Below are 23,315 nucleotides of genomic sequence, written 5' to 3' on the forward strand. Positions count from 1 at the left end.
AGATTCAGAAAAACAAGGTGGAATTTTTCAGAAAAAAGTAGTAGAATATAGAAAAGATACAGAAAATAAAACCGATACGCACAAGAAGGGGGCGTCAGTATGAATCAGGAATTGATCAGACAGTTAAAATATGTGAAGCAATGCATTGTAAACAAAGAAATGCGTGGAAATGACTGGGAGGAACAACAGGAGGCTGTCAACAAGTTGGAAGAAGTCATTAATTATCTCAAAGATGAAGAAGGGAAAGCGGTCGAGTTCGATTCTTGATCGGCGAGACGTGGCAGCCGACTGAAAGAATGTGAATCGTATATAGAAGAAAGTAACGGCAGAGAAGGGAAGACCGATTTTGCCGGATGGAAAATCCCCCTGGGCAGACAAGGCGATAAGCGGAAATCTGCTCGGGGATTTTTTGTTCCTGTTTCCAGTTGTGGACAGGAACAATTTTTATTTGCGGAGGAAATTGCTGAGATATTGCTATTCACTTTCGGGATATGATATAGTTGTTGTGTAAAAGGAATATACTGACCATTTTTGGAAGGACAAAACAGAAGAGAATAAGGGAGAGACATATGGCACAGAAGAAGATAACAGCATTGATTTTTGATATGGACGGACTGATCTTTGACTCAGAGCGCGTTGTGCAACGTTCCTGGAACCGAGCAGGAGAGGTGCTCGGAATTCCCAAAATGGGAGAACATATTTATCATACGATTGGATTTAATGTGGTGAGAAGAGAACAATATTTTCGCACAGCCATCCGGGAAGATTTTCCGATGGATAGGTTTAATGAACTGACAAGAGCATTTTTTAAAGAAATCGTAGCATCTGAAGGTCTGGCGATGAAACCGGGGGTGAAAGAGCTGCTTGCCTATGCAAAAGAGAATGGGTATAAGCTTGCGGTCGCCTCGTCTTCGAGAAGAGAACATGCGGTGAACTTGTTGACAGAAGCAGGAGTATACTCGTATTTTGACGGTAGTGTTTTCGGGGATATGGTAAAAAATGCGAAGCCGGATCCGGAAATTTATCGGACTGCCTGTGAAGTGATCCAGGCAGTGCCGGAGGAGACGGTAGCATTGGAAGATGCACCGGCGGGTGTGAAATCTGCATCAGGGGCAGGTCTTCGGGCGATTATGATCCCTGATCTTGTACAACCAGATGAGGAGACGATGAAGGATGTCTGGAAAAAGTACAATACACTTCTGGATGTCTTGGAGTTATTAAAAGAACAAGAGGCAGATGACAAAAGGAATACGTCCGGGGGGAAGGAATAAAAAGAGAAAAAGGAGAGGGAAATGAAAATGAGAGAAAAATCAATGGGAAATCATAGTGGAAGTCAGGCTTTGGCAGGACATCGCAAAGCACTTTTTCTGACGATTCTTGCGCTGGCATGGCCGACACTTTTGGAACAGATGCTGCAGACACTTGTACAGTATATTGATGCGGCGATGGTCGGAAGAATCGGCGCAGAAGCCACGGCAACGGTCGGGATGAGCACGTCGGTCACATGGCTTGTGAACGGACCGTTGTTTGCAATGGGAATTGGATTTATGGCATTTATTTCAAGGGAAATGGGAGCAGAAGCATTTGATAATGTGAAGAGGGCATCTGTGCAGGCAGTGATCGTTACCGTGGTGACCGGAATCGGAGTTGGGGTATTGACACTTGCTGTCAGTCCGATTCTTCCAACGTGGATGGGAGTAGATCCGGCGATCAAAAAGGATGCGTCCCTCTATTTTGCGATCATCTGCCTTCCGATGCTCTTCCGGAGTGCGATCATTATTTTCGGAGCGCTGCTTCGGGCAGTGGGAGATACAAAGACACCAATGTATGTCAATGTTTGTATGAATCTTGTGAATATCGTCCTGAATTACCTTTTTATCTATGATACAAGAATGATCAAAATCGGTGGAGCCAGTGTGAAGATGTTTGGATTCGGATATGGGGCAGTCGGAGCCGGAATCGGAACGGCAGTCTCCTTTGTAGTTGGCGGAATCTTTATGACGATTGCACTTTATAAAAACCGATATGTATCTCCGGCGGGATGTGAAATCCGCCCGGAGCGGGAAATTATGGAACCTTGTATTCGCGTTGGATTTCCGGTTGCGATGGAACGCATGGCTACCTGTCTTGGTCATGTCGTGTTTGCATCGCTTGTGACAGGACTTGGAACAGTGGCTTTTGCGGCGCACTCGATTGCGCTGACAGTAGAACAGGCGTTTTACATCCCAGGGTATGGGATGCAGGCCGCAGCAGCTACTTTGGCAGGAAATGCCATTGGTGCAAAAGACCAGAAACGGCTGCACGAATTGACAAGGATGTTGATCGTGATCATTCTTGTGATCATGACTGTATCCGGAGCACTCTTATTTTTCATGGCACCACAGCTTTTGCAGCTGTTTACGAAGGAAAGTGATGTCATTGCACTCGGAACGGTTGTCCTTCGTATGGTTGCAGTATCAGAGCCACTATTTGGTGTATTGATTATCCTCGAGGGAATTTTCAATGGGGTAGGAGATACGGTAAAGCCGTTTTACTATGCGCTATTCAGTATGTGGTGTGTGAGAGTGTTAGGAACATTCTTCTGTGTCAAAGTATTCCATCTTGGACTGTATGCAGTGTGGGGATGCATGATCGCTAATAATGTCTGTCTGGGAAGTTTGTTTATCCTTCGATATCTGCGGGGAGGCTGGAATCCACTGAATAAAGAAAAAAGTAGAAAATAAAAATAGTAGTAGGAATCGTGATAAGTTCAGGAAGGCAATGTGGTAGTGAGGCGATCATATGAAGAAAATTGTAATAATCCCAGATTCTTTTAAGGGAACGATCAGCAGCCAGGAGGCAGGAAGAATTATTGAGGAAGAGGCAAAAAAGAGATGGCCGGATGTGGAAACAGTTCGGATGGAAATAGCGGACGGAGGGGAGGGAAGCGTGGATGCTTTCCTCTCTGTTTTAGATGGGGAGAAAAAACAAGTCAAGGTGAGGGGACCTTATGGCGAGCAGGTGGAAAGTTTTTATGGGAAAATAAAAGAAACAGCAGTCATTGAAATGGCAGCAGCGGCAGGACTTCCTCTTGCAGGCGAGTGCTTAAATGCCGGGGAAGCTACAACTTATGGGGTCGGAGAGTTGATTTTAGATGCGCTTCAGGGAGGAGTGAAGAAAATCATATTAGGACTTGGGGGAAGTGCTACAAACGAAGGGGGTGCTGGTGCGCTTGCGGCATTGGGAGTTAAATTTTTGAATGAAAGAGGAGAAGAATTTATTCCGGTTGGGAATACTTTACATTGTATTAAAAAAATTGATTTGTCAGAGCTTGACCAACGAATAAAGGAAACGGAAATTTTGGTTATGTGTGATGTCAGTACCGTTTTGTGCGGAGCAAACGGAGCAACTGCAATATTTGGACCACAGAAGGGGGTAGAACCGGAGGAAGTTTCCAGATTAGATGACGGATTGAGCCATTTTGCAGAGAAAATATATGAGGTGACCGGAAAGGAAATTTTGCAATTAGAAGGAGGCGGAGCTGCCGGGGGAATGGGAGCTGGCATTGCAGCGATTCTTGGGGGAAAGCTGATGAGTGGAATTGATATTATGCTGGATACAATCACATTTGAGGAGGTTTTGAAAGATACATCCATGGTAATTACTGGGGAGGGAAAAATTGATGGACAGAGTTCCTATGGAAAAGTAATTTCAGGGGTAGCGAAACGGGCAAAGAAATATCAGGTTCCGGTGATCGCACTTGCGGGGGCAGTCACAGAAGATGCAGATCTGTTGTATGAGATGGGAGTCAGTGCAATGTTTGGGATTAATAGAAGAGCATTGTCATTTGAGGAACTAAAAGCGACAACGAAAATGGATTTGAGAAAGACAGCAGAATCAATCTTCCGTTTGATGGATCTGTCCTCAAAAGTTTAGTTTTTTTTCACTTGACGATGAATGAAATTTGACAGATAATAGAGTTCGATTTAGAGAGAGGAACATAGCAGGACGAAACAGGCGCACTTGCGGCTGTCGGAAGAGGAAAGAAGAAAAAATATATTGAAATAGAATGAAAGAAGAGGAGAATTTATGAAGAGTTTTTATACAAATGGAACGATTTTGACCATGGAAGATGACGCACTGTATGCAGAGGCAGTGTGTGTGGAGAATGGGCGGATCAAGGCGGTCGGAACAGCCGGGGACGTGTTGAAGCTTCAGGAGGATGCAGATGAGATGATTGATCTGAACGGTGCGGTGCTGATGCCGGGATTTATTGATGCACATTCTCATTTTGTCGGTGCAGCCAATGCGATGACACAGTGTGATCTATCTCTTTGTAAGGATTTCGGAGAGATCATAGAATTGATGAAAGCGTTTAAAGAGAAGAGAAATCTGCCGGGGGATGCATGGATCATCGGATGTAATTATGACCAGAACTTTCTTGCAGAAGGAAGACATCCGGATAAGACGGTGTTAGATCAGATCAGCAGTGAGAATCCAGTTCTCTTAATCCATGCATCTTCTCATATGGGTGTGACAAACAGCCGTGGACTGGAGGTTCAGGGGATTACGGAAGCGACAGAGGACTGTCCGGGTGGACGTTACGGAAGAGTCGCAGAAACGAGAGAACCGGATGGTTACATGGAAGAGAAAGCATTTCTGGCATTCCAGGAAAAGCTTCCGATGACATCGATGGAGGAGTTGATGCGACTGATCGGGGAAGCGCAGAAGATGTATGCAAGCTACGGGGTAACAACGGTACAGGATGGAATGGTTGCAAAGCCGTTGTTTCAGCTGTTAAAGTATGCATCGGGTGCAGGACTTCTGAAGCTGGATGTCGTTGGCTATGCTGATGTAATGACTGCAGCAGATTTGCCGGAGACGGAGCCGGAATATGCGGGACGGTATAAAGATCATTTTAAAATGGGCGGCTTTAAAGTGTTCCTTGATGGTTCTCCGCAGGGAAGAACTGCGTGGATGACAACGCCTTACGAAGGAGACGACACATACTGTGGGTATCCGATCCACAGCGATGAGAAATTAAGGGAGTATATTGCAGTCGCTTTGGATAAAAAGCAGCAGCTTCTCGCACATTGTAATGGGGATGCGGCGGCAGAACAATATATCTCGCAGTTTGAGAAAGAATTAGAAGCAAGAGGAGAGAAAGACAGCAACCGTGCAGTGATGGTACATGCGCAGCTTGTCAGAAAAGATCAGCTGGGACGAATGAAAGCAATCGGGATGATTCCGAGTTTTTTTGTGGGGCATACTTACTACTGGGGGGATATCCATATCAAAAATTTTGGAGCGCAGAGGGGAAGCCAGATTTCACCGGTAAAAGATGCGCTTGAGGATGGAATGAAGTTTACATTTCATCAGGATACACCGGTAGTTCCGCCAGATATGATGCGGACAGTTTCCTGTGCAGTGAACCGTGTGTCAAGAACCGGTCAGGTGATTGGGGAAAATCAGAGAATCCCGGTGCTTGATGCGCTCAAAGCGATCACAAGTTATGCGGCATACCAGTATCACGAGGAGCAGGAAAAAGGAACAATCGCTGTTGGAAAATATGCGGACTTTGTCGTGCTTGATAAGAATCCTCTGGAGACAGATGTGAAAGCACTCGCGGATATCCAGGTGCTTATGACATTGAAAGAAAATGAAGTAGTTTATCGCAGAGAAGAAGTGCAAAAAGAGAACGTAAGAGAAGGAGAGGCAAGTCATGAATAAGCGCAGCAAAGGGATTGCACTGGCAGTGATCACTGCAGTTATGTGGGGGATTATGGGGATTTTCGTGAGAGATCTCTCGAAATACCAGTTTTCCAATATTGAGATTTCTTTCTTCCGATGTGCTCTGGCGGGGGCGGCGTATTTTGTATTCCTTCTGATCACAAAGCCGGCAGCGCTTAAAATCAATCTGAAAGGGATTATTATTTGCATCGTGTATGGGGCAGTCGCCTACAGTATCAGCTTTGTCAGCTATAGTGTGGCAGTATCGAGAATTCCGGTTGGAGTTGCGACAGTACTGATGTTTATGAGTCCAATCTGGGTTGCAATCCTTGGAAGGTTTATGTTTGGGGAAAAACTCGAGAAAAGTAAGATTATTACGATCTTTGTCTGTCTGATTGGCGCTATACTCGTGGCAAATCTGATCGGAGGAGGAAATATCAAACTGGATGCGATCGGTATTCTTGCGGGAGTGGTCAATGGAATCGGTGTCGCGTTGCAGATCTTGCTTCCAAAGTTTTTCGCGAAAGATTATGACCGAGATACACTGCTTGTCTACGGATTTCTTGGAGCGGCAGTGGCTCTGTTGTTTGGAATGGATTTTGGTGCAGTTGCAGGACATTTTGCGGCGGCTCCGGTGACCAATCTTTTGTGGGATCTGTTTGGGATTGGAATACTCTGTACGATGGTGGCGAATGTGGCATGTGTGAAATCTACTCAGTATGTAGAGGCGACAACGACCAGTATTTTATCTGCACTGGAAGTTGTTGTAGGGACATTGGTTGGATTCCTTGTGTTTCATGAGCATCTGACTATTTTGCAGATGATCGGGGCAGTCATTATCGTTGTAGGTGCGATTGGATCCGAGCTGGTTCAGGGGAAAAAGAAGACGGAATTTAAAAAGTAGAGTGAAATAAAAATAAAGTGGACAGCTTGCAAAATCTGATGAAATCTTATAAAATGCAGAGGTAATTTTGCAGAAAGATTTAGAAAGGGGATATTTATGCCAGACATCAGAAGTACATGCAGCTGTCCGTTAATCTTTACACATCGTATACTGGGAGGAAAATGGAAGATGAGAATTTTGTGGCATATCATACACGGAGAAAATCGTTTTTCCGAATTAAAAAAAGCACTTTCCGGCATTTCAGAGAAGGTACTTTATACAAGTTTAAGAGAACTGGAAGAGGCAGAGATACTGGTCAGAGAAGTTGAACAGGAACAGAAGCCGTCCATTATCCGCTACTATCTGGCGGAAGAATACGCGGAGGTGAAAGAAATGGTCCGTGCTGCTCACAGCTTTGCCGAAAAATATGTCAGAAAGAATGAGATCAGACAGTGTGGGGACTTACAAAAAAGTAAGGTATTGCAGGAAAAAGAAAAACTGTGTATAGTTGACACGGAATAAGAAATGAATATATTTTTTTACCCATGAGTTAGTGTAAACTAATATATGTAAAATAAAACTAATCGGAGGTGGTGTTATTAAAAAATATATATCAACGATCATTCTGGCAGTGGCGCTTGTGATCTTATCGATCGTATCACTTTTTATCGGCGTGATCGACACAGATCCCGGAGCGTTTTTGACAGGAAATCCGGAGACTGTGAAATTGTTTCTGATCTCGAGAGTGCCGAGACTGCTTGCAATTTTATGTACTGGAATCGGTCTGAGTACGGCGGGACTGATTATGCAGCAGCTCTGCATGAATAAATTTGTCTCTCCATCCACAGGAGCCACAATTTCATCTGCCCAGCTTGGGATACTGCTGGCGCTTGTATTTCTGCCGAATTCCTCACTGTGGGGCAGAGCGGCTTTTGCATTTGTGGCAGCGATACTCGGAACATGGATTTTTGTATGGTTTATCCAGCACATTCAGTTCAAAGATGTGGTACTCGTTCCGCTTGTAGGAATTATGTTTGGAAATGTGATCGGAGGCATTACAAATTTCATCGCATATAAGTATGAGATGACACAGGCGCTTTCTACATGGCTTGTGGGACACTTCTCAATGGTACTCAGAGGCAGATATGAGATCGTATATATGGCGGTGCCGCTGGTGATTCTTGCTTTCGTGTTTGCCAATCACTTCAATATTGTGGGAATGGGAAAGGACTTTTCAAAAAACCTCGGTGTTCCGTATAATTTTATTCTGTTTATGGGAATTACGATCGCTGCGATGATCACAGCCTCTGTGATTGTTGTAGTTGGTTCTGTTTCCTATATTGGACTGATCGTACCGAACATTGTTGCGATGTTCAAAGGAGACAAGATCCGCGGTACTTTAATCGATACGGCTCTTTTCGGAGCGTTATTCGTGCTGGTGTGCGATATGATCGGGAGAGTTGTGATTATGCCGTACGAGTTGCCGATTGAGCTGATCATCGGAACAGTAGGAAGTGTTCTGTTCGTGATCCTGCTATTGTATCGTCTGAAGAACGGAAGAAAAGCAGTCCGGTTTGGGAAAGGAGGGATTGGCAATGGGCAGTGCGGCGCATAGAAAAAACAGACGGAAGCTGGCATTGCTGGTATTTCTTGTGGTTGTGGCTGCCGCTGCATACCTGTTTACCGACGTGTCATTTGCAAATGAGCGGCTCTTCCGCTATGCGATGAAGATAAGGATTCCGAAGCTGATCGCAATGCTTGTCACGGCGGCTGCGATCGGAGGGGCCTCCATTGTATTCCAGTCTGTGATCAACAATACGATTGTAACGCCTTGTCTTCTGGGAATGAACTCTCTGTATACACTGATCCATACCGCGGTCGTGTTTGTGGCGGGATCGGGAAGTTTCCTTGTGGTGAACGGGAACATTTCTTTTGCGGTGGACCTTGTTTTGATGGGAGTGGCGGCGACAGTCATTTACAGTTATCTGTTCCGTAAGACGAATCATAACATTTTGTATGTGCTTTTAATAGGGACGGTACTGACATCGTTTTTTGGGAGTATTCAGAGTACGCTTGTCAGAGTGATGGATCCGAACGAATATGACAGTCTGCTTGCGTCGCTTGTGGCAAGCTTTAGCAATATCAATTCGGAAATTATTGTGTTTGCGGTACTGCTGCTGGCAGTTCTGATATTTGCACTACGAAGAGAACTTGCGCTTCTGGATGTTCTGACACTCGGAAGAGATCAGGCGGTCAATCTCGGGGTGGACTATGACCGGGCGATTCGAAGACTTTTACTTGGAGTGGCACTCTGTATTGCGATTGCCACAGCGATGGTAGGTCCGATCTCATTTCTGGGACTGATCATTGCGAACCTGTCCAGACAGCTTTTGAAGACGTACCGCCATTCACAGCTGATCGCGGGATCAGCACTGTTTGGGATGATTGTTCTGGCAGGAGGCCAGATGATCGTAGAGCAGGTGTTCGTCTACGCAGTTCCGGTTAGTGTATTTATTACAGTAGGGGGCGGGATTTATTTCCTGTATCTTCTGCTTGGAAAAAGGAGGGTTAATTTTTGAGAATCCATGAGTTGAAAAAACAGTATGATGGGAAGACCGTTGTGGATTCCGTTTCCTTTGAGATACAGAAAGGGAAAGTGACTGCCCTGATTGGCCCGAATGGTGCCGGAAAATCCACGGTTATGAGTATGATCTCACGTCTGATCGCAAAAGATGAGGGGCTTGTGGAAGTAGAAGGAAAAAGCATTGAAAAATGGAAGAGCAAGGAGTTATCCAAACATCTGGCGATCCTGACTCAGAGCAACCATATCCAGATGAAACTCACTGTCAGAGAACTGGTGGCATTTGGGCGGTTTCCTCACACAGGAGGAAGGCTTACAGAGGAAGATGAAAAGATCATAGACCAGGCAGTTGCCTATATGGAACTGAAGGAGTTTGAAGACCGTTTCATCGACGAGTTGTCAGGAGGACAGAGACAGAGGGCATACATTGCCATGGTAATTGCGCAGGATACCGAATATGTGCTTCTCGATGAGCCGACGAACAATCTGGATATTTACCATGCGACCAACCTGATGAAAATGGTGAGGAAATTAAGTGATGATCTCGGAAAGACTGTGATACTTGTACTGCATGAGATTAACTATGCATCTTTTTACTCGGATTATATCTGTGCGTTTAAGGATGGAAAAATTGCAAAATACGGAGCAGTCGAGGAAGTTGTGACAAAAGAGGTGCTCTCAGAGATTTACCAGGTAGATTTTGAAATATTGAGGATCGAAGGGAAACCACTGTGCATCTATTATTAAGGCAAAGAGAATTACGGTAAAAGAAACAGAAAATAAAAAGAAAGCAAAAGAAGGAAGGAAAAGGAGAAAACGATGAGAAAATTAACAGGAGTATTACTTGCGGGAGCAATGGCGGTCAGCCTGGCAGCATGCGGACAGGCGGAGGAGAAAAGCAATACCTCCAAAAAGGCGGAGACAGAACAGACAAAGGAGCAGACACCGGAGAATGTGATGATCAAATCCTTTAATGGAAACAAGGAAGAGGTGAATCTGGAAGTTCCGTACGATCCGGAGAGAATCGCGGTGCTTGATATGGCATCACTTGACATTCTCGATAATCTGGGAATGGGAGACCGTGTTGTAGGTTCCGCTTCTACCTCTCTGGAATATCTTACTGATTATGTGGATAATGAAGAGGTAGCAAATCTGGGAACGATCAAAGAAGCGGATCTTGAGGCTGTTATGGAGTGTGACCCGGATGTGATTTTCATCGGAGGACGTCTGGCATCTTCTTATGACGCGCTCAGTGAAATCGCACCGGTCGTATTCCTCTCCACAGACAGTGAGCTCGGCATTGTAAAGAGTGTGACAAAAAACGCGGAGACCATCGCATCTATGTTCGGTCTGGAAGATGAAGTATCGAAAAAGACAGAAGGGTTTGACGAACGTATTAAGGCACTGAAGAAAACAGCAGAAGGCAAAACAGCGTTAGTTGGTATGACGACAAGCGGAAGTTTCAACTTGATGGGGAATGATGGACGCTGCTCGATTGTTGGAAGAGAGGTTGGATTTGAAAATCTTACTGCGGCAGAGAGCACATCGACACATGGAAATGAAGCATCTTTTGAGACGGTAGTGGAGAAGAATCCAGACTATATTTTTGTTATGGACAGAGATAGTGCGATTGGTGCAGACGGGGCACAGACCGCGAAAGAAATTGTGGAGAATGAACTTGTCATGGGAACAGATGCATATAAGAATGGACGGATTATCTATTTGGAACATCCAGCAGTGTGGTATACAGCAGAAGGGGGGATCACAGCACTTAACATTATGCTTTCTGACCTGGAGAATGCACTGTAAGAGAACAAAAGCATTGTAAAATACTGTTGCAGAGTGATAAAATTATAGAGAAGGAAAAGGTATTTTCCGGCTACAGAACATGTACCGGAGGATGCCTTTTTTGAAGTTACATTTCTACAGAGCATTGCATCTGTTTTTAAAGCGACTGGATCGATGTATTTGTGCAGGGAACCTGGTGGGAATCTGACAGAAAGACAGAGGAGACATGTCCGGCAACCGTAATCTGGAGACAATACCTTGACAAGTATATACTTTATCTCGTATGCTTTTAGAAAGCCCTTTCACGGGGAAATGTAATAAGGAGAGGAAATGGAATCAAGAAACATGAACATTTATGATATAGCAAAAGAAGCAGGAGTCTCAATCTCTACGGTGTCGAGAGTGCTCAATCATAAGGGCAACGTGAATCCTGCGACGAGAGAGCGAGTAGAGGAGGTACTTGAACGCAATCACTATACACCAAGTGCCATTGCACGAGGCATGGTCAGTAAGTCTATGCGTACGGTTGCAGTGCTTACGGTGGATATTCGTGTGCCGCACTATGCTCGGACGGCATACACGATTGAGCGGGAATTAAGTCACAGAGGATATGAGGTTACTCTCTGCAATACAGGTGGAGAGGCAGAGGAGACAGAGAAATATCTGCAGACGATGTTGGAGAAAAAGGTAGATGGAATCGTTCTAGTCGGATCTGTGTTTAATACGATCTGTAAGAAACCAGAAATTAAAAAGCTTCTGCGGACGGTTCCGGTTGTTTTGGCAAATGGAAAGCTGGAAATGGATAATTCCTATTCGGTTCTCGTAGACGATAAGTATGGAATTGCACTTGCGGTAAATGAATTGCTCAAAAAAGGACACAGAGATATCTATTATGTAAAGGATATGGATACCGTCAGTGCCCGGCTCAAATGGGAAGGATTTGTCGATACACTGCAGCGTGCCGGAATTGCTGAGGCAAAGAAGAAGGTATTACATACAACATCTGATCTGGAAGGCGGAATGCGGGCAGTCAGAGAGCTGATCCAAAGCGGAAAGAAATTCTCAGCATTGGTCTGTGGAGAAGATATTACAGCGGCAGGTGCAGTGAAAGCACTTTTGCAGGAAGGTTACCGGATTCCGGAAGACGTGGCTGTGACAGGGTACAATAATTCAGAATATGCAAGGATCTGTGAGCCGACACTTACAACGATCGACAATAAACCGGAACTTGTTGCGATGTTCAGTGTACAGCTTTTGACAAGTCTGATCGAGAAGACAGATGCATATTCTTCCTGCACAATCCAGCCGGAACTTGTAGCGGGAAAGACAGTCTGAGTTCTTCAGGCCTTATAGGCTGAAGAACTCTTTGATCTGTTCTGCGATAATGTTCATTAGTTTTGTCCTCGCTTCGATACTTGCCCATGCGATATGAGGTGTAATAAGAAGGCGGTTACTGTCAGAAAAGCCGCGGAGCGGATTGTCTGTGCACATGGGCTCTTCAGACAGGACGTCTAGACCGGCAGCTCGTATTTCGTCTGTTTCCAGTGCCCGTTTCAAATCTTTCTCCACGACGATCGGACCGCGACCAAGATTTAAGAAAATAGCGCTTTTCTTCATTTTTCGAAATGCCGAAAAATCGATGAGATTTTCCGTATACTTATTTAACGGTGCATGTACGGATACAATGTCGGCAGTCTCAAGGAGCAGATCAAGGGAAACTTGATGAAAACCTTCTTGAGGAGCCGCGCCTGAAGGTGAAGAGTAAATCACGTTTGCTCCGAATGCGTTTGCAATGGAGGCAACTCTTCGACCGATATTTCCAAGACCAATGATTCCCCATGTCTTGCCTTTCAGTTCATAAAAGGTCTTCTCAAAATGTGTGAAGATCGTATCATTTGTATAATGGTCATTTTTGACATAATCGTCATAATATCTCAAATGTTCCAGAAGATAAAACAGCATGGCAAAGGTGTGCTGTGCAACCGATTCCGTAGAGTATCCGGCAACATTCCGCCATGCAATGCCACGTTTGTCTAAATATTCTTTATCAAGATTGTTCGTGCCGGTAGCTGTTACGCAGACTAATTTAAGCTTTTTTGCAGTTCCAATCGAAGCCTCGTTGATCAGGATCTTATTTACAATAATCACATCAGCATCCAAAACGCGCCCGGGAACTTCCTCCGGAGTAGAAAAAGAGTATTTGACAACCTCTCCGAACTGGTCAAACTGGGAGAGGTCAAGATCATCGCCGATTGTCTTCGCATCTAAAAATACAAGTTTCATATAGTAGTCTCCTTTCTGTTCGCTGCATGGCAGGTTGTTGCCTGTAGACAGTTTCTGTGACAGCGATAGTTTATAAAAGTTTACCATGAATGTACTAGTTATGTAAATTCTTTGTTTTCGAATATCTTTGAGAACGCCATTGGTGCGACAAATTTCTGATGTAGAACAAGATATTGTGAAAGCCCTTTCTTAAAAATGATTTAAAAACCTTTCAAGAACATAATAAACGTTAAAAATAAATCGTTATTTTGCACTAAAATAAATACAAAAAATAGACAAAATGACGAAAATAGTTGTTTTTCATCACATATATTGACAAAATATGATAGATAACTATAATGAAAAATAAAGAAAGCGCTTTTATAAAGTTTCAAAAAATAATTAGTTTGTTTTGAAATTGACAATTGTAAAAGGCAAAATGTTTCAGAAAGTTGAAAGGAGATCACATAATGAGAGTTCAATATGATGTGATGGTGCAGGAATTTGCACGTGTATTAGAGAAAAAAGGATTTCGGAGAGAGGATGCAGAGAGTGCAGCAGTGATTTTTGCACAGAACAGTCTGGCTGGTGTGTTTTCTCACGGACTCAATCGCTTTCCGCGTGTCGTAAGTTATCTGGAAAAAGGAGAGATCGATCCAGATGCGCGCGCAACATGCGAGATGAGTATGGGTGCAATTGAGCGATGGGATGGACATCGTGGGTTTGGTCCGCTGAATGCAAAGCGTGCAATGGACCGAGCATGTGAACTTGCAAAAGAATATGGAATCGGATGTGTTGCTCTTGGAAATAACAATCACTGGATGAGAGGCGGCACTTATGGATGGTTGGCAGCGGAGAACGGATGCATCGGAATCTGCTGGTCTAACACAATGCCGAATATGCCTGCATGGGGTGGAGCAGACAGAAAGATCGGAAATAATCCGCTGATCATGGCAGTTCCTCGCTCGAATGGAGAACATGCAATGGTAGACTGTGCCGTGTCACAGTTCTCTTACGGAAAGATTGAAGACTGTCGTCTGCGCGGTGTGCAGCTTCCGGTTCCGGGTGGATATGACACAAAGGGAGAACTCACAACAGATCCGACAGAGATTGAGAAAACATGGCGCGTACTTCCGATGGGATATTGGAAGGGAAGTGGACTTTCTATTATGTTAGATTTGATTGCGACGGTTCTGACAAATGGAAATTCAGTACAGAAAATCGGAACATTCGGAGACGAAGTCGGGCTGACACAGATTATGATCGCAGTTGATCCGACAAAATTCCAGACAGCAGAAGAGACAGATAAGATTGTGGACGAGATTCTTGCAGATATCAAATCTTCAGAGCCGGTTACCGAAGGCGGAGAAGTCTTCTATCCGGGTGAACTGGAATTGAACAGCATTCGTGACAACAAAGAACATGGAATCCCAGTTATTGAGGAAGTATGGGAATCTGTTCTGAAAATGTAAAGTGACAGATACTAGGAGGAAAAGTTATGGAATATATCATTGGTATTTTGCTGCTCATCTCATTTGTCGGACTGGCAGTCTATGCGGTTCGCGGTGGAAATTTGATGATGGGTATGCTCATTATGGGAGTGATCTGGACAGTTCTCCCGCTCATTGGAAATACATTTGCAACAAATCCTGATTTTATAGCGGCTTACCCGGGAGTGACGGATATTTCTTTTGTAGATGCGATCACGAAAGTCTTCCAGTCAGGACCAGAAGGATGGGGAAGTGTACTTGTAAACGTTGTGTTCGGCGCATGGTTTGGACGTGTGCTGTTAGAGACTGGTATTGCGGATGCATTGATTCGAAAAGCCGTAGAGCTTGGCGGAGATAAACCGATCGTTATATGTGTGCTTCTGTCAACAGTGACAACAGCTATTTTCTCTACATTATTCGGAGCAGGTGCAGTAGTTGCAATCGGTGTGATCATTCTTCCGATCCTTATGAGTCTTGGGATTCCGAAAACGCTTTCCATCGGTTCGTTCATGATGAGTGTCGGTGCAGGAATGTATTTAAACCCGGTGCTTTCTGGTCAGTTCCTCGCATTCTTCCTCGGGGAGGATGGAAAACAACTGATCACATACGATGATCCTGCACGCTTAAGATGGGCGGTGATCGGCCTTGCAGTACAGCTTGTTCTAGTAATCACAATGTGTGCATTTACACTGAGAAAGAAAAAGACAGTACATGCGTGGAGTGCTTCGGCGGCGAGAAAAGCCCGTCCGGGATATGTGCCGACACCGGCTCTGATCGCTCCGATTCTTCCGGTGCTTCTGCTTGTTATTCTCAATGTGCCGATCATTCTTGGATTTATTATAGGAAGTTTCTACGCACTGATCATCTGTGGAAGATTAAAGACATTCCGCGGGGCATGCCGTGTGCTGAATAAAGATTTCTATGACGGTGTAGTAGACACTGCTCCGCTTGTAGGATTCCTTCTGATGATCCCGATGTTCAACAAAGCAGCAGAACTTTGTGTTCCGTATTTCAATGCACTGCTTGGAAATATTATTCCGAACAACACACTAATCATCAGCATCGCATTTGCAGTACTGGCACCGCTTGGATTGTTCCGTGGACCGTTTACCTTATTTGGATGTGGGGCAGCTACGCTCGGAATTTTAAAAGGAATCGGATTTTCCACACCATATCTGTATGCGCTGATGGTCATTCCTTCGATCACGATGAATGTATCAATCTGTATGACACAGAGCTGGATCGCATGGGGTGTAAGCTATGCAAAAGTTTCTACAAGAGAACATTTGAAGAAGACATTGCCGGTTGCATGGATCATCTGCGCAATTATGCAGGCAATCACATATATCATGTTTGGTTAAGGAGAGGGTGAAAATGAGTAATAGAAAAGTACGCATGGGAATAGATGTCGGCGGAACCCATACAAAGGCAGTTGCGATCGACAATGCAACACATCAGATCATCGGAAAATCTTCCGTGAAAACATCGCACGATGACAAAGCAGGTGTGGCAGCCGGTGTTGTTCAGGCATTTCAAAATTGTCTGAAAGAAAACCAGATCGATCCGAAAGATGTTATCTTCGTTGCCCACTCTACGACGCAGGCAACCAATGCGTTGATCGAGGGTGATGTGGCGCATGTAGGTGTAGTCGGAGTCGGACCGAAAGGGGTAGGAGGATGGCTTGCAAAAGCACAGACAAATATGAAAGACATCAATCTAGGGTCCGGAAGATTTATCCATCTGCACAATCGCTTCATTTGTGATGAGAAACTGTCTGACCAACTTGTGACAGATACGATCAAATCTCTCGTAGGAGAAGGGGCGCAGGTAATTGTTTCCAGTGAATCTTACGGTGTAGACGATATGGAAAATGAGACAGGGATCTGTGCGATTGCGAAAAATATGGGGCTCGAAGCGACGGCGGCAAGTGAGATCACAAAGCTTTACGGACTTACACGCCGTACACGGACAGCTGCGATCAATGCTTCTATCCTGCCGAAAATGCTGAACACTGCTAATTCTACAGAGCAGAGTGTCAGAAGCGCAGGTGTGGAAGTGCCTCTTATGATCATGAGAGGTGACGGCGGTGTTATGGAGATCAGCGAGATGAAGAAACGTCCGGTACTGACGATGCTTTCCGGACCGGCAGCCTCTGTGATGGGAAGTCTGATGTATCTGCGCGCTTCTAACGGTGTATATTTTGAAGTAGGTGGTACGACAACGAATATCGGTGTCATCAAAGACGGACGTCCTGCCATCGATTATTCCGTTGTAGGAGGACACAGAACTTATATCAGCAGTCTGGATGTGCGCGTGCTCGGTGTAGCAGGTGGAAGTATGGTGCGTGCGGATAGAGGCGGTATCAAAGATGTAGGGCCACGTTCGGCGCATATCGCAGGGATGGATTATGCTGTATTTACTCCGGAAGAAGAAATCGTAGATCCGAAAGTTGTCTTCTTCAGCCCAAAGGAAGGAGATCCGGATGACTATGTGGCAATCGAATTGAAGAGTGGGAAACGGATCACAATCACAAATACTTGTGCGGCAAATGTCCTTGGATTGATCAAGCCGGAATATTTCGCATATGGAAATGCCAATGCAGCAAGAAAAGCAATGCAGCCGCTTGCGGATTACATGGGAAAAACAGTGGAAGAAGTCGCAACACAGATCCTGACAAGAGCTTACGAAAAGATTCAGCCGATCATCATGGATCTGGCAGAAAAATATCGTTTGGAAAAAGATCAGATCAGTCTTGTCGGAGTCGGCGGAGGTGCCGCATCTCTGATCGGGTTCTGTTCAGATAAAATGGGACTTCGTTACTCGATTCCGGAAAATGCGGAAGTAATTTCTTCTATTGGTGTTGCGCTCGCGATGGTGCGTGATGTTGTAGAGCGTGTTGTGCCAAATCCGACACCGGAAGATATCCGCTCCATCAAGGCGGAAGCAATCGACAAGGCGGTAGAAAGCGGTGCGGCAGCCGACAGTGTGGATGTCCACATTGAAATTGATCCGCAGACATCGAAACTGACTGCAATCGCACTTGGATCTACAGAAGTGAAGACAACAGACTTATTGAAAGAGTGTACGCCAAAGGAAGCATGCGAGCTTGCGGCAGAAGATTTAAAAGCATCCAAATCAGAAGTCAAAGAAGAATGTGCGACAAAGAACTTCTATGTATTTGGGATGGAACGAAAAGGAAAACATCCAGTCCGTATCCTCGATAAAAAAGGATTTATCAAAGTGCAGAGAAATGATGCAAAAGCAGTGTTGTGCAAGGCAGGAAGTTATCGTAATATTGTTTCTCAGCTCTGGGAGGAACTGGCCATTTATCAGCAGGATGCAATCTTAAGACCGGATTATTATATTTGCGCCGGTGCGAGAGTCATGGACTTTGCAGGTTCTATTGACCTGGATAAGATCATGATGCTGATGGAAGTAGAGATGCAGATGATCAATCCGGGAGAGGATGTGATCATCGTGGGAGCAAAGAACAGTTTGTAAAAGAGAAAGGGGTGCCTTTTATATGGAAGGAAGCAGAAAAAAAGAAAAGTGGAATCGTTTGGTAGATGCATTTTCCTTAAAAGGCACTTCTTATGTGGTTCCGCAGTATCCTCAGGTGGAACCGGAGCAGATGGCAGAGGAATTGTCAGAGATATCAGAAACAGTCTGGGGAATGTATGCCTTTGCACGGGAACCACTGGAAGGAAGATTTACAAGAGAGCAGAAATGCCATTATATCGCAAAAGCCAATGTCTGTGGAAGAGAATGGGCAGATAAAGTTGCCAAAGAGTATGGGACAAACGATCCGAAACTTCTGGCAGAACGGATGGGAATGAAAGTCTTAAAGAAAAAGACACCGACAGGAGGCGGAATCGTGTTGTTTGCACAGTTTGTCCAGCCGGATGAAATCACAATCTTTACAGACTGTATCGCAAAGGCACAGCGTATCTACAAAGTGTGCGGCTGTCCGCTCTTAGAGGCAGAAAAACTGACCTCGGTACTGCTTTCCCATGAGCTCTTTCATGCGGTGGAAGAGAGGCATGAAAAAGAAATCTATACCCGCACGGAGAAGGTAGAGCTGTGGCGCCGCCCGTTTTCCAACCGTTCATCGATCGTCTGCCTGTCTGAGATTGCAGCAATGGCATTTGCGGCACAGATGACAGGGATCGAGGTATCGCCTTATATGCTCGATGTTCTGCTTGTGTATGCTTATGATCAAAATGCTGCGTGGGGGCTGTACGAGGAAGTGTGCAGTCTGCGGGCAGAAGAGCAGAAACTGCAGGAAAAAAGAGAAAACAAGAATACTTGTCTGGACTGAGATCCGGACAGACAGGGGGCAAATCATGCTGACAACAACAATGAAATACGCTGAAAAATATAATTATCTTGATGAGAAATTTCAGAAGGCATTCTGCTTTCTGAGAGAGACAGATCTTCTGGCACTGCCTGTCGGGAACGTTCCGATCGACGGGGAAGAGATCTATGCAAACGTGCAGAGCTATACGACAATGACACCGGAAGACTGTCCGTTTGAAGCACATCGCAAGTATTTCGATATTCAATATGTCGCAGAGGGGGAGGAAGTCTTCGGTTATGAGCCTTTGGATAATCTGACTCCTGCGATGGAATATGACGAAGAGAGAGATCTGATTTTCTATGAAGAGCCGGATCAGAGCGGCTCCATCGTCTTAAAAGCAGGAGATTTTGCGATCGTGCCTCCGGAGGATGGTCATGCACCACGGAGAATGACAAAAAACGGAGCATGCCAGGTGAAGAAAATTGTAGTTAAAGTAAAAGTATAAGTAATGTCATGAAAGAAAAAGTCTTATGCCAGTTGTGGTGTAGGGCTTTTTTTCATGGGAATCACTATGGGATTCTATGTGATAAGAAACATGTGTTGCGTGAAAAAAATCAGCAGACTTTGTAGAAAAATAGGGAGGAGTATGATAAAATGAAACCATATTTTTATGAGGAGGGATTACTATGAAATATTGTCAGCAATGCGGTGCACAATTGGAAGAGGAAATGAAGTTCTGTGTATATTGCGGTGCGAGTGCGGAAGATAGTGCGAATGCACAGCAGGAGCAGAATCCATGGAACAACTACAACAGCAGTCATCAGTCTCAGGAAACGTATGGCCAAAATCGGTCTGAACAGAACGGGCAAAATATGAACTGCCAGAATAATGGCTTTCAGAATAATAATGCCGCAGGTTATGGCCAGATGCCGGGACCTTACGGAGGAGGTATTCATGGGATTGAGAGAAGAAGTATTCCGCTAAGTGTCATTTTGACGATTGTCACATGTGGACTTTATGGATTATACTGGATCATCAAATTAAATGATGAGATCAATCAGCTTGCTGGAGAGCCGAACGCAACTTCCAGCGGAATGGTAATCTTACTTTCTATCGTCACATGTGGAATCTATGAGTTTTACTGGCTGTATAAGATGGGAGAGCGCGGCGATAAGATCAAAGGAGTGAATTCAAGTTCCGGTATCCTTTATATTGTCATTGCTATTTTAGGACTGAGCATTGTTGACTTGTGCCTGATCCAGGATACGGTCAATAAGAAGGTGGGAAATTAGGAACGGTTTAGGAAAAGAGCAAGATGAAGAAAAAAGCAGGGACAATATGGACCGTGCTGGCAGTCGGAGTGATCTATTTTTGTTGGCTGAAGGTGACAGGGATCGGGATTCCGTGCATATTTCGTAAGATCACAGGGTGGTATTGTCCGGGATGTGGGATAACCACCCTGATTTTATGTATTTCTGAGCAGGATTTTGTGGGGGCTTTTCGGGCAAATCCATTTTTGTTTGTGACAAGTCCGTTTCTTCTGGGAGAACTTGCTGCAGAGTGGATCCGGGTAAAAAGAGGGAAAAAGATGCCAGGATGGAATGAAAAGCTGTTAGTTGTGTATACGATTTTTTTGTGTGCATTTGGAATTTGGAGAAATGTAGCATAGATTCGGTGTTGTGGTGGCAGAGAAAGAGGATTGACGGAAGCTTTTGAAAATGTTAAGATGAAGCAGTTTCAAAAGGAGGAAAAAAAGATGAAAGATAAAAAGAATAAAAAAATATGGATTGCCCTTGCAGTCTTTGTAGTTGTGATCGCTTTATTTGCAGGAGCTTACATGATGTTCCGGCCGCAGGCACAGGAAGGAAGCAAGTCGGTGACGATCACAGTTGTAAATAAAGATGGAGAAAAGAAAGAGTATCAGATCAAGACAGATGCAGAATATCTTCAGCAGGCGATGGATGAGGCAAAAGAAGAAGGGCTTACTTATTCAGGGGAAGACAGTGAGTATGGTCTTATGGTAGATACGGTAAACGGTGAGGAAGCCGTGTTTGAGAAAGACGGTGCCTACTGGGGCTTTTCTGTCAATGGTGAATACTGCAATTACGGGATTTCAGAGCAACCGGTAGCAGACGGAGATGCATTTGAGATTGCGTATACAGTAGGAGAATAGTAATGAAAACAAGAGAGCTTGTTGGAAATGCATTTCTTGCGGCGATTCTGGTCATAGTCCAGGTCGCCTTTTCTTTCCTGCCAAATATCGAGTTTGTATCACTTTTGATCATTCTTTATACACTTGTATTTGAAAAACGTACAGTAGTGATCATCTATCTGTTTGCGCTTCTGGAGGGAATCCTCTATGGCTTCGGGGTGTGGTGGATCATGTATCTGTATGTGTGGACGATTTTATATCTGCTTGTGCGGATATTCAGAAAGAACAACAGCCTGCTTCTGTGGGCGGTTCTGAGTGGATTTTTCGGACTGGCGTTCGGCATGCTGTGTGCAGTTCCATATGCAGTGACAGGAGGAATTGGAGCCGGAATTGCATGGTGGATCAGCGGGATTCCGTTTGACATTCTGCATGGAATCGGCAATTTTATCACGGTTCTTATTTTTTTTAGACCACTTCAGTATATCCTGCGGAAAATCAAGTAAAAAAACTTGACAAATCCGCAGGGTGCATGGTAAGCTATACTGGCGAATGGAAGTAGGTCTTTTTTTTATGCCTAAATTTGGGTAGTCTCGCAAACTACCATGTAACACAGAATTCAATTTAAAAAAAGCGAGGTGGAAGTTGTGCGCACAAGAATCACATTGGAATGTACAGAATGTAAACAACGTAATTACAACATGACAAAGGATAAGAAATCTCATCCGGAACGCATGGAAACAAAAAAATACTGTAAGTTCTGCAAATCACACACATTACACAAAGAAACGAAATAGTTGTTGAAAGGAAGTGAATGTTATGGGCGAAAAAACTAAGGATAAGAAAAAATCCGAGAAAAAAGCTCAGAAGACAAGCTGGTTTCAAGGCATGAAAGCTGAGTTTAAGAAAGTTATTTGGCCAGACAAGAAAACACTTGCGAAACAAACGGCAGCAGTCGTTTCAGTGTCCGTTTTTTTAGGGGCATTGATTTCAGTTATCGATGTTATCGTAAAATACGGTATTGATTTATTGGTGAAATAGGAACGGATATGTGAACTGTTAGCAATAATGAAAGGTGATTTTATGTCAGAGGCAAAATGGTATGTAGTTCATACCTATTCTGGGTATGAAAACAAGGTGAAAGCCAACATTGATAAGACAATCGAAAACAGACATCTGGAGGACCAGATTCTTGAAGTCCGTGTTCCGATGCAGGAAGTGATCGAGCTGAAGAACGGTGCCGAGAAAGCGGTTCAGAAGAAGATGTTCCCTGGATATGTTATGATTCACATGATCATGAATGATGACACATGGTATGTCGTAAGAAATACACGAGGCGTGACAGGATTTGTAGGACCGGGATCTAAGCCGGTTCCGCTCACAGAAGAGGAAATGCTGCCGCTCGGAATCCAGAGTGAAAGCATTGTCGTTGATTTTGAGGAAGGCGATACAATCACTGTTGTTGCCGGAGCATGGGAAGGGACAGTCGGAGCAGTTCAGACAGTAAACCCAGCAAAACAGAGTTTGACAATCAATGTTGAATTGTTTGGTCGTGAAACACCAGTCGAATTAAGTTTCACAGAAGTTAAAAAGATGTAACAATAAGATATGGTCTTTGGAACGGAACAAAGACTATCACTTAACAAATCGAGTGGGAGGGAAATCCCCGCGAATACCACAAGGAGGTACTGAAAAATGGCAAAAAAAGTTCAAGGTTATATTAAATTACAGATTCCAGCAGGAAAGGCAACACCAGCACCACCGGTTGGTCCAGCTCTTGGTCAGCACGGTGTAAACATCGTTGAATTTACAAAACAGTTCAACGCAAGAACAGCAGATCAGGGAGACCTTATCATTCCTGTTGTGATCACAGTTTACAATGACAGAAGCTTCAGCTTCGTAACAAAGACACCACCGGCAGCAGTATTGATCAAAAAAGCATGTAACATCAAATCTGGTTCAGGTGTACCGAACAAGAACAAAGTTGCTACAATTACTCAGGAACAGTTAAGACAGATCGCTGAGACAAAAATGCCAGACTTAAACGCTGCAACAATCGAAGCTGCTATGAGCATGGTAGCTGGAACTTGCAGAAGTATGGGTGTTAAAGTAGAAGAATAAGAAGATTGTAAACAGTTAATGTGGGAGGGCTAGCT

26 protein-coding genes are annotated in these 23,315 nt (G+C 44.4%); 25 read left to right on the plus strand and 1 reads right to left on the minus strand.

All coding sequences use genetic code 11. From position 1 onward, the window contains the following. Positions 1 to 99: 99 nt before the first annotated feature. The 12 genes from ACGG81_RS02480 to ACGG81_RS02535 all read left to right on the plus strand — a co-directional run bounded on the left by ACGG81_RS02480 (position 100) and on the right by ACGG81_RS02535 (position 12,296). Positions 100 to 267 carry a hypothetical protein gene (locus tag ACGG81_RS02480; protein WP_008976757.1) on the plus strand — a complete coding sequence of 56 codons (168 nt, stop codon included), beginning with the start codon at positions 100 to 102 and terminating at the stop codon, positions 265 to 267. A 302-nt stretch (positions 268 to 569) separates the two neighbouring features. Further along, positions 570 to 1,271 (plus strand): HAD family phosphatase, encoded by a 702-nt coding sequence (locus ACGG81_RS02485; RefSeq protein WP_270196317.1) that lies wholly within the window; start codon positions 570 to 572, stop codon positions 1,269 to 1,271. 21 nt (positions 1,272 to 1,292) lie between these two features. Next, entirely contained in the window at positions 1,293 to 2,723 is a 1,431-nt protein-coding gene (locus ACGG81_RS02490) for an MATE family efflux transporter (protein WP_336304573.1), read from the plus strand. A gap of 58 nt (positions 2,724 to 2,781) precedes the next feature. After that, positions 2,782 to 3,915, plus strand: a complete 1,134-nt coding sequence (locus ACGG81_RS02495) for a glycerate kinase (RefSeq protein ID WP_390109390.1) — start codon at positions 2,782 to 2,784, stop codon at positions 3,913 to 3,915. Between the two features lie 153 nt (positions 3,916 to 4,068). After that, positions 4,069 to 5,709 (plus strand): amidohydrolase, encoded by a 1,641-nt coding sequence (locus ACGG81_RS02500; RefSeq protein ID WP_390109393.1) that lies wholly within the window; start codon positions 4,069 to 4,071, stop codon positions 5,707 to 5,709. Beyond that, complete coding sequence (locus ACGG81_RS02505; protein WP_390109396.1) at positions 5,702 to 6,613, plus strand: DMT family transporter; 912 nt, start codon at positions 5,702 to 5,704, stop codon at positions 6,611 to 6,613. Before ACGG81_RS02500 ends, ACGG81_RS02505 begins: the two co-directional genes overlap by 8 nt. Before the next feature lie 96 nt (positions 6,614 to 6,709). Further along, positions 6,710 to 7,114, plus strand: coding sequence for a helix-turn-helix domain-containing protein (locus tag ACGG81_RS02510; protein WP_270196321.1), 405 nt, complete (start codon positions 6,710 to 6,712; stop codon positions 7,112 to 7,114). Positions 7,115 to 7,232: 118 nt separating this feature from the next. Continuing rightward, on the plus strand, positions 7,233 to 8,207 hold the full coding sequence (locus ACGG81_RS02515; protein WP_390109399.1) for an ABC transporter permease: 975 nt from the start codon (positions 7,233 to 7,235) through the stop codon (positions 8,205 to 8,207). Then, positions 8,188 to 9,171, plus strand: coding sequence for an iron chelate uptake ABC transporter family permease subunit (locus ACGG81_RS02520; RefSeq protein ID WP_390109402.1), 984 nt, complete (start codon positions 8,188 to 8,190; stop codon positions 9,169 to 9,171). The genes ACGG81_RS02515 and ACGG81_RS02520 overlap by 20 nt, the downstream gene beginning before the upstream one ends. Further along, positions 9,168 to 9,920, plus strand: coding sequence for an ABC transporter ATP-binding protein (locus tag ACGG81_RS02525; protein ID WP_009263133.1), 753 nt, complete (start codon positions 9,168 to 9,170; stop codon positions 9,918 to 9,920). Before ACGG81_RS02520 ends, ACGG81_RS02525 begins: the two co-directional genes overlap by 4 nt. A 72-nt stretch (positions 9,921 to 9,992) precedes the next feature. Then, complete coding sequence (locus ACGG81_RS02530) at positions 9,993 to 10,982, plus strand: siderophore ABC transporter substrate-binding protein (protein ID WP_270196324.1); 990 nt, start codon at positions 9,993 to 9,995, stop codon at positions 10,980 to 10,982. Positions 10,983 to 11,291: 309 nt separating this feature from the next. Then, complete coding sequence (locus ACGG81_RS02535) at positions 11,292 to 12,296, plus strand: LacI family DNA-binding transcriptional regulator (protein ID WP_117577153.1); 1,005 nt, start codon at positions 11,292 to 11,294, stop codon at positions 12,294 to 12,296. A 12-nt stretch (positions 12,297 to 12,308) separates the two neighbouring features. Here ACGG81_RS02535 and ACGG81_RS02540 read toward each other — a convergent pair whose 3' ends face one another. Beyond that, complete coding sequence (locus ACGG81_RS02540; RefSeq protein WP_016439688.1) at positions 12,309 to 13,244, minus strand: D-2-hydroxyacid dehydrogenase; 936 nt, start codon at positions 13,242 to 13,244, stop codon at positions 12,309 to 12,311. A 449-nt stretch (positions 13,245 to 13,693) separates the two neighbouring features. On the opposite strand from ACGG81_RS02540, the gene yiaK reads away from it, so the two are divergent. From yiaK to rplK, 13 genes are all read left to right on the plus strand, one after another. Continuing rightward, a complete protein-coding gene (gene yiaK, locus ACGG81_RS02545) occupies positions 13,694 to 14,695 on the plus strand; it encodes a 3-dehydro-L-gulonate 2-dehydrogenase (RefSeq protein ID WP_390109407.1) in 1,002 nt (333 codons plus the stop codon). Between the two features lie 26 nt (positions 14,696 to 14,721). Next, positions 14,722 to 16,074 carry a citrate transporter gene (locus ACGG81_RS02550; RefSeq protein WP_120105454.1) on the plus strand — a complete coding sequence of 451 codons (1,353 nt, stop codon included), beginning with the start codon at positions 14,722 to 14,724 and terminating at the stop codon, positions 16,072 to 16,074. Positions 16,075 to 16,087: 13 nt separating this feature from the next. Continuing rightward, positions 16,088 to 18,214, plus strand: coding sequence for a hydantoinase/oxoprolinase family protein (locus tag ACGG81_RS02555; RefSeq protein WP_009263129.1), 2,127 nt, complete (start codon positions 16,088 to 16,090; stop codon positions 18,212 to 18,214). Positions 18,215 to 18,236: 22 nt separating this feature from the next. After that, positions 18,237 to 19,031, plus strand: a complete 795-nt coding sequence (locus ACGG81_RS02560; RefSeq protein WP_320853092.1) for a hypothetical protein — start codon at positions 18,237 to 18,239, stop codon at positions 19,029 to 19,031. Between the two features lie 25 nt (positions 19,032 to 19,056). Beyond that, entirely contained in the window at positions 19,057 to 19,515 is a 459-nt protein-coding gene (locus ACGG81_RS02565; RefSeq protein WP_120092144.1) for a YhcH/YjgK/YiaL family protein, read from the plus strand. Between the two features lie 181 nt (positions 19,516 to 19,696). Continuing rightward, positions 19,697 to 20,302 (plus strand): DUF4234 domain-containing protein, encoded by a 606-nt coding sequence (locus tag ACGG81_RS02570; RefSeq protein WP_390109412.1) that lies wholly within the window; start codon positions 19,697 to 19,699, stop codon positions 20,300 to 20,302. Positions 20,303 to 20,325: 23 nt separating this feature from the next. Then, positions 20,326 to 20,679: a DUF2752 domain-containing protein gene (locus ACGG81_RS02575; protein ID WP_008976738.1), complete on the plus strand. Its 354-nt coding sequence runs from the start codon at positions 20,326 to 20,328 to the stop codon at positions 20,677 to 20,679. A gap of 87 nt (positions 20,680 to 20,766) precedes the next feature. Continuing rightward, positions 20,767 to 21,183, plus strand: coding sequence for a DUF4430 domain-containing protein (locus ACGG81_RS02580; RefSeq protein ID WP_317344929.1), 417 nt, complete (start codon positions 20,767 to 20,769; stop codon positions 21,181 to 21,183). A gap of 2 nt (positions 21,184 to 21,185) precedes the next feature. Continuing rightward, complete coding sequence (locus tag ACGG81_RS02585) at positions 21,186 to 21,665, plus strand: hypothetical protein (protein ID WP_008976736.1); 480 nt, start codon at positions 21,186 to 21,188, stop codon at positions 21,663 to 21,665. Between the two features lie 141 nt (positions 21,666 to 21,806). Next, complete coding sequence (gene rpmG / locus ACGG81_RS02590) at positions 21,807 to 21,956, plus strand: 50S ribosomal protein L33 (protein WP_008976735.1); 150 nt, start codon at positions 21,807 to 21,809, stop codon at positions 21,954 to 21,956. Between the two features lie 22 nt (positions 21,957 to 21,978). Then, entirely contained in the window at positions 21,979 to 22,200 is a 222-nt protein-coding gene (gene secE, locus ACGG81_RS02595) for a preprotein translocase subunit SecE (protein ID WP_016441040.1), read from the plus strand. 42 nt (positions 22,201 to 22,242) lie between these two features. Then, entirely contained in the window at positions 22,243 to 22,758 is a 516-nt protein-coding gene (nusG, locus tag ACGG81_RS02600; protein WP_008976733.1) for a transcription termination/antitermination protein NusG, read from the plus strand. Between the two features lie 96 nt (positions 22,759 to 22,854). Next, entirely contained in the window at positions 22,855 to 23,280 is a 426-nt protein-coding gene (gene rplK, locus ACGG81_RS02605) for a 50S ribosomal protein L11 (protein ID WP_008976732.1), read from the plus strand. Positions 23,281 to 23,315: the final 35 nt, after the last annotated feature.

It is taken from the genome of Faecalimonas umbilicata (assembly GCF_042846195.1).
Taxonomy (GTDB): Bacteria; Bacillota; Clostridia; order Lachnospirales; family Lachnospiraceae; genus Faecalimonas; species Faecalimonas umbilicata.

What these genes read in the sequence shown, in the direction of transcription:
- ACGG81_RS02480 (WP_008976757.1), top strand. Translation starts at nt 100, where the DNA reads ATGAATCAGGAATTGATCAGACAGTTAAAATATGTGAAGCAATGCATT.
- nusG (WP_008976733.1), top strand. Translation starts at nt 22,243, where the DNA reads ATGTCAGAGGCAAAATGGTATGTAGTTCATACCTATTCTGGGTATGAA.
- ACGG81_RS02510 (WP_270196321.1), top strand. Translation starts at nt 6,710, where the DNA reads ATGCCAGACATCAGAAGTACATGCAGCTGTCCGTTAATCTTTACACAT.
- ACGG81_RS02505 (WP_390109396.1), top strand. Translation starts at nt 5,702, where the DNA reads ATGAATAAGCGCAGCAAAGGGATTGCACTGGCAGTGATCACTGCAGTT.
- ACGG81_RS02520 (WP_390109402.1), top strand. Translation starts at nt 8,188, where the DNA reads ATGGGCAGTGCGGCGCATAGAAAAAACAGACGGAAGCTGGCATTGCTG.
- ACGG81_RS02495 (WP_390109390.1), top strand. Translation starts at nt 2,782, where the DNA reads ATGAAGAAAATTGTAATAATCCCAGATTCTTTTAAGGGAACGATCAGC.
- ACGG81_RS02500 (WP_390109393.1), top strand. Translation starts at nt 4,069, where the DNA reads ATGAAGAGTTTTTATACAAATGGAACGATTTTGACCATGGAAGATGAC.
- ACGG81_RS02535 (WP_117577153.1), top strand. Translation starts at nt 11,292, where the DNA reads ATGGAATCAAGAAACATGAACATTTATGATATAGCAAAAGAAGCAGGA.
- ACGG81_RS02575 (WP_008976738.1), top strand. Translation starts at nt 20,326, where the DNA reads ATGAAGAAAAAAGCAGGGACAATATGGACCGTGCTGGCAGTCGGAGTG.
- ACGG81_RS02565 (WP_120092144.1), top strand. Translation starts at nt 19,057, where the DNA reads ATGCTGACAACAACAATGAAATACGCTGAAAAATATAATTATCTTGAT.
- yiaK (WP_390109407.1), top strand. Translation starts at nt 13,694, where the DNA reads ATGAGAGTTCAATATGATGTGATGGTGCAGGAATTTGCACGTGTATTA.
- ACGG81_RS02540 (WP_016439688.1), bottom strand. Translation starts at nt 13,244, where the DNA reads ATGAAACTTGTATTTTTAGATGCGAAGACAATCGGCGATGATCTTGAC.
- ACGG81_RS02490 (WP_336304573.1), top strand. Translation starts at nt 1,293, where the DNA reads ATGAAAATGAGAGAAAAATCAATGGGAAATCATAGTGGAAGTCAGGCT.
- ACGG81_RS02560 (WP_320853092.1), top strand. Translation starts at nt 18,237, where the DNA reads ATGGAAGGAAGCAGAAAAAAAGAAAAGTGGAATCGTTTGGTAGATGCA.
- ACGG81_RS02570 (WP_390109412.1), top strand. Translation starts at nt 19,697, where the DNA reads ATGAAATATTGTCAGCAATGCGGTGCACAATTGGAAGAGGAAATGAAG.
- rplK (WP_008976732.1), top strand. Translation starts at nt 22,855, where the DNA reads ATGGCAAAAAAAGTTCAAGGTTATATTAAATTACAGATTCCAGCAGGA.
- ACGG81_RS02530 (WP_270196324.1), top strand. Translation starts at nt 9,993, where the DNA reads ATGAGAAAATTAACAGGAGTATTACTTGCGGGAGCAATGGCGGTCAGC.
- secE (WP_016441040.1), top strand. Translation starts at nt 21,979, where the DNA reads ATGGGCGAAAAAACTAAGGATAAGAAAAAATCCGAGAAAAAAGCTCAG.
- ACGG81_RS02555 (WP_009263129.1), top strand. Translation starts at nt 16,088, where the DNA reads ATGAGTAATAGAAAAGTACGCATGGGAATAGATGTCGGCGGAACCCAT.
- ACGG81_RS02580 (WP_317344929.1), top strand. Translation starts at nt 20,767, where the DNA reads ATGAAAGATAAAAAGAATAAAAAAATATGGATTGCCCTTGCAGTCTTT.
- ACGG81_RS02550 (WP_120105454.1), top strand. Translation starts at nt 14,722, where the DNA reads ATGGAATATATCATTGGTATTTTGCTGCTCATCTCATTTGTCGGACTG.
- ACGG81_RS02485 (WP_270196317.1), top strand. Translation starts at nt 570, where the DNA reads ATGGCACAGAAGAAGATAACAGCATTGATTTTTGATATGGACGGACTG.
- ACGG81_RS02585 (WP_008976736.1), top strand. Translation starts at nt 21,186, where the DNA reads ATGAAAACAAGAGAGCTTGTTGGAAATGCATTTCTTGCGGCGATTCTG.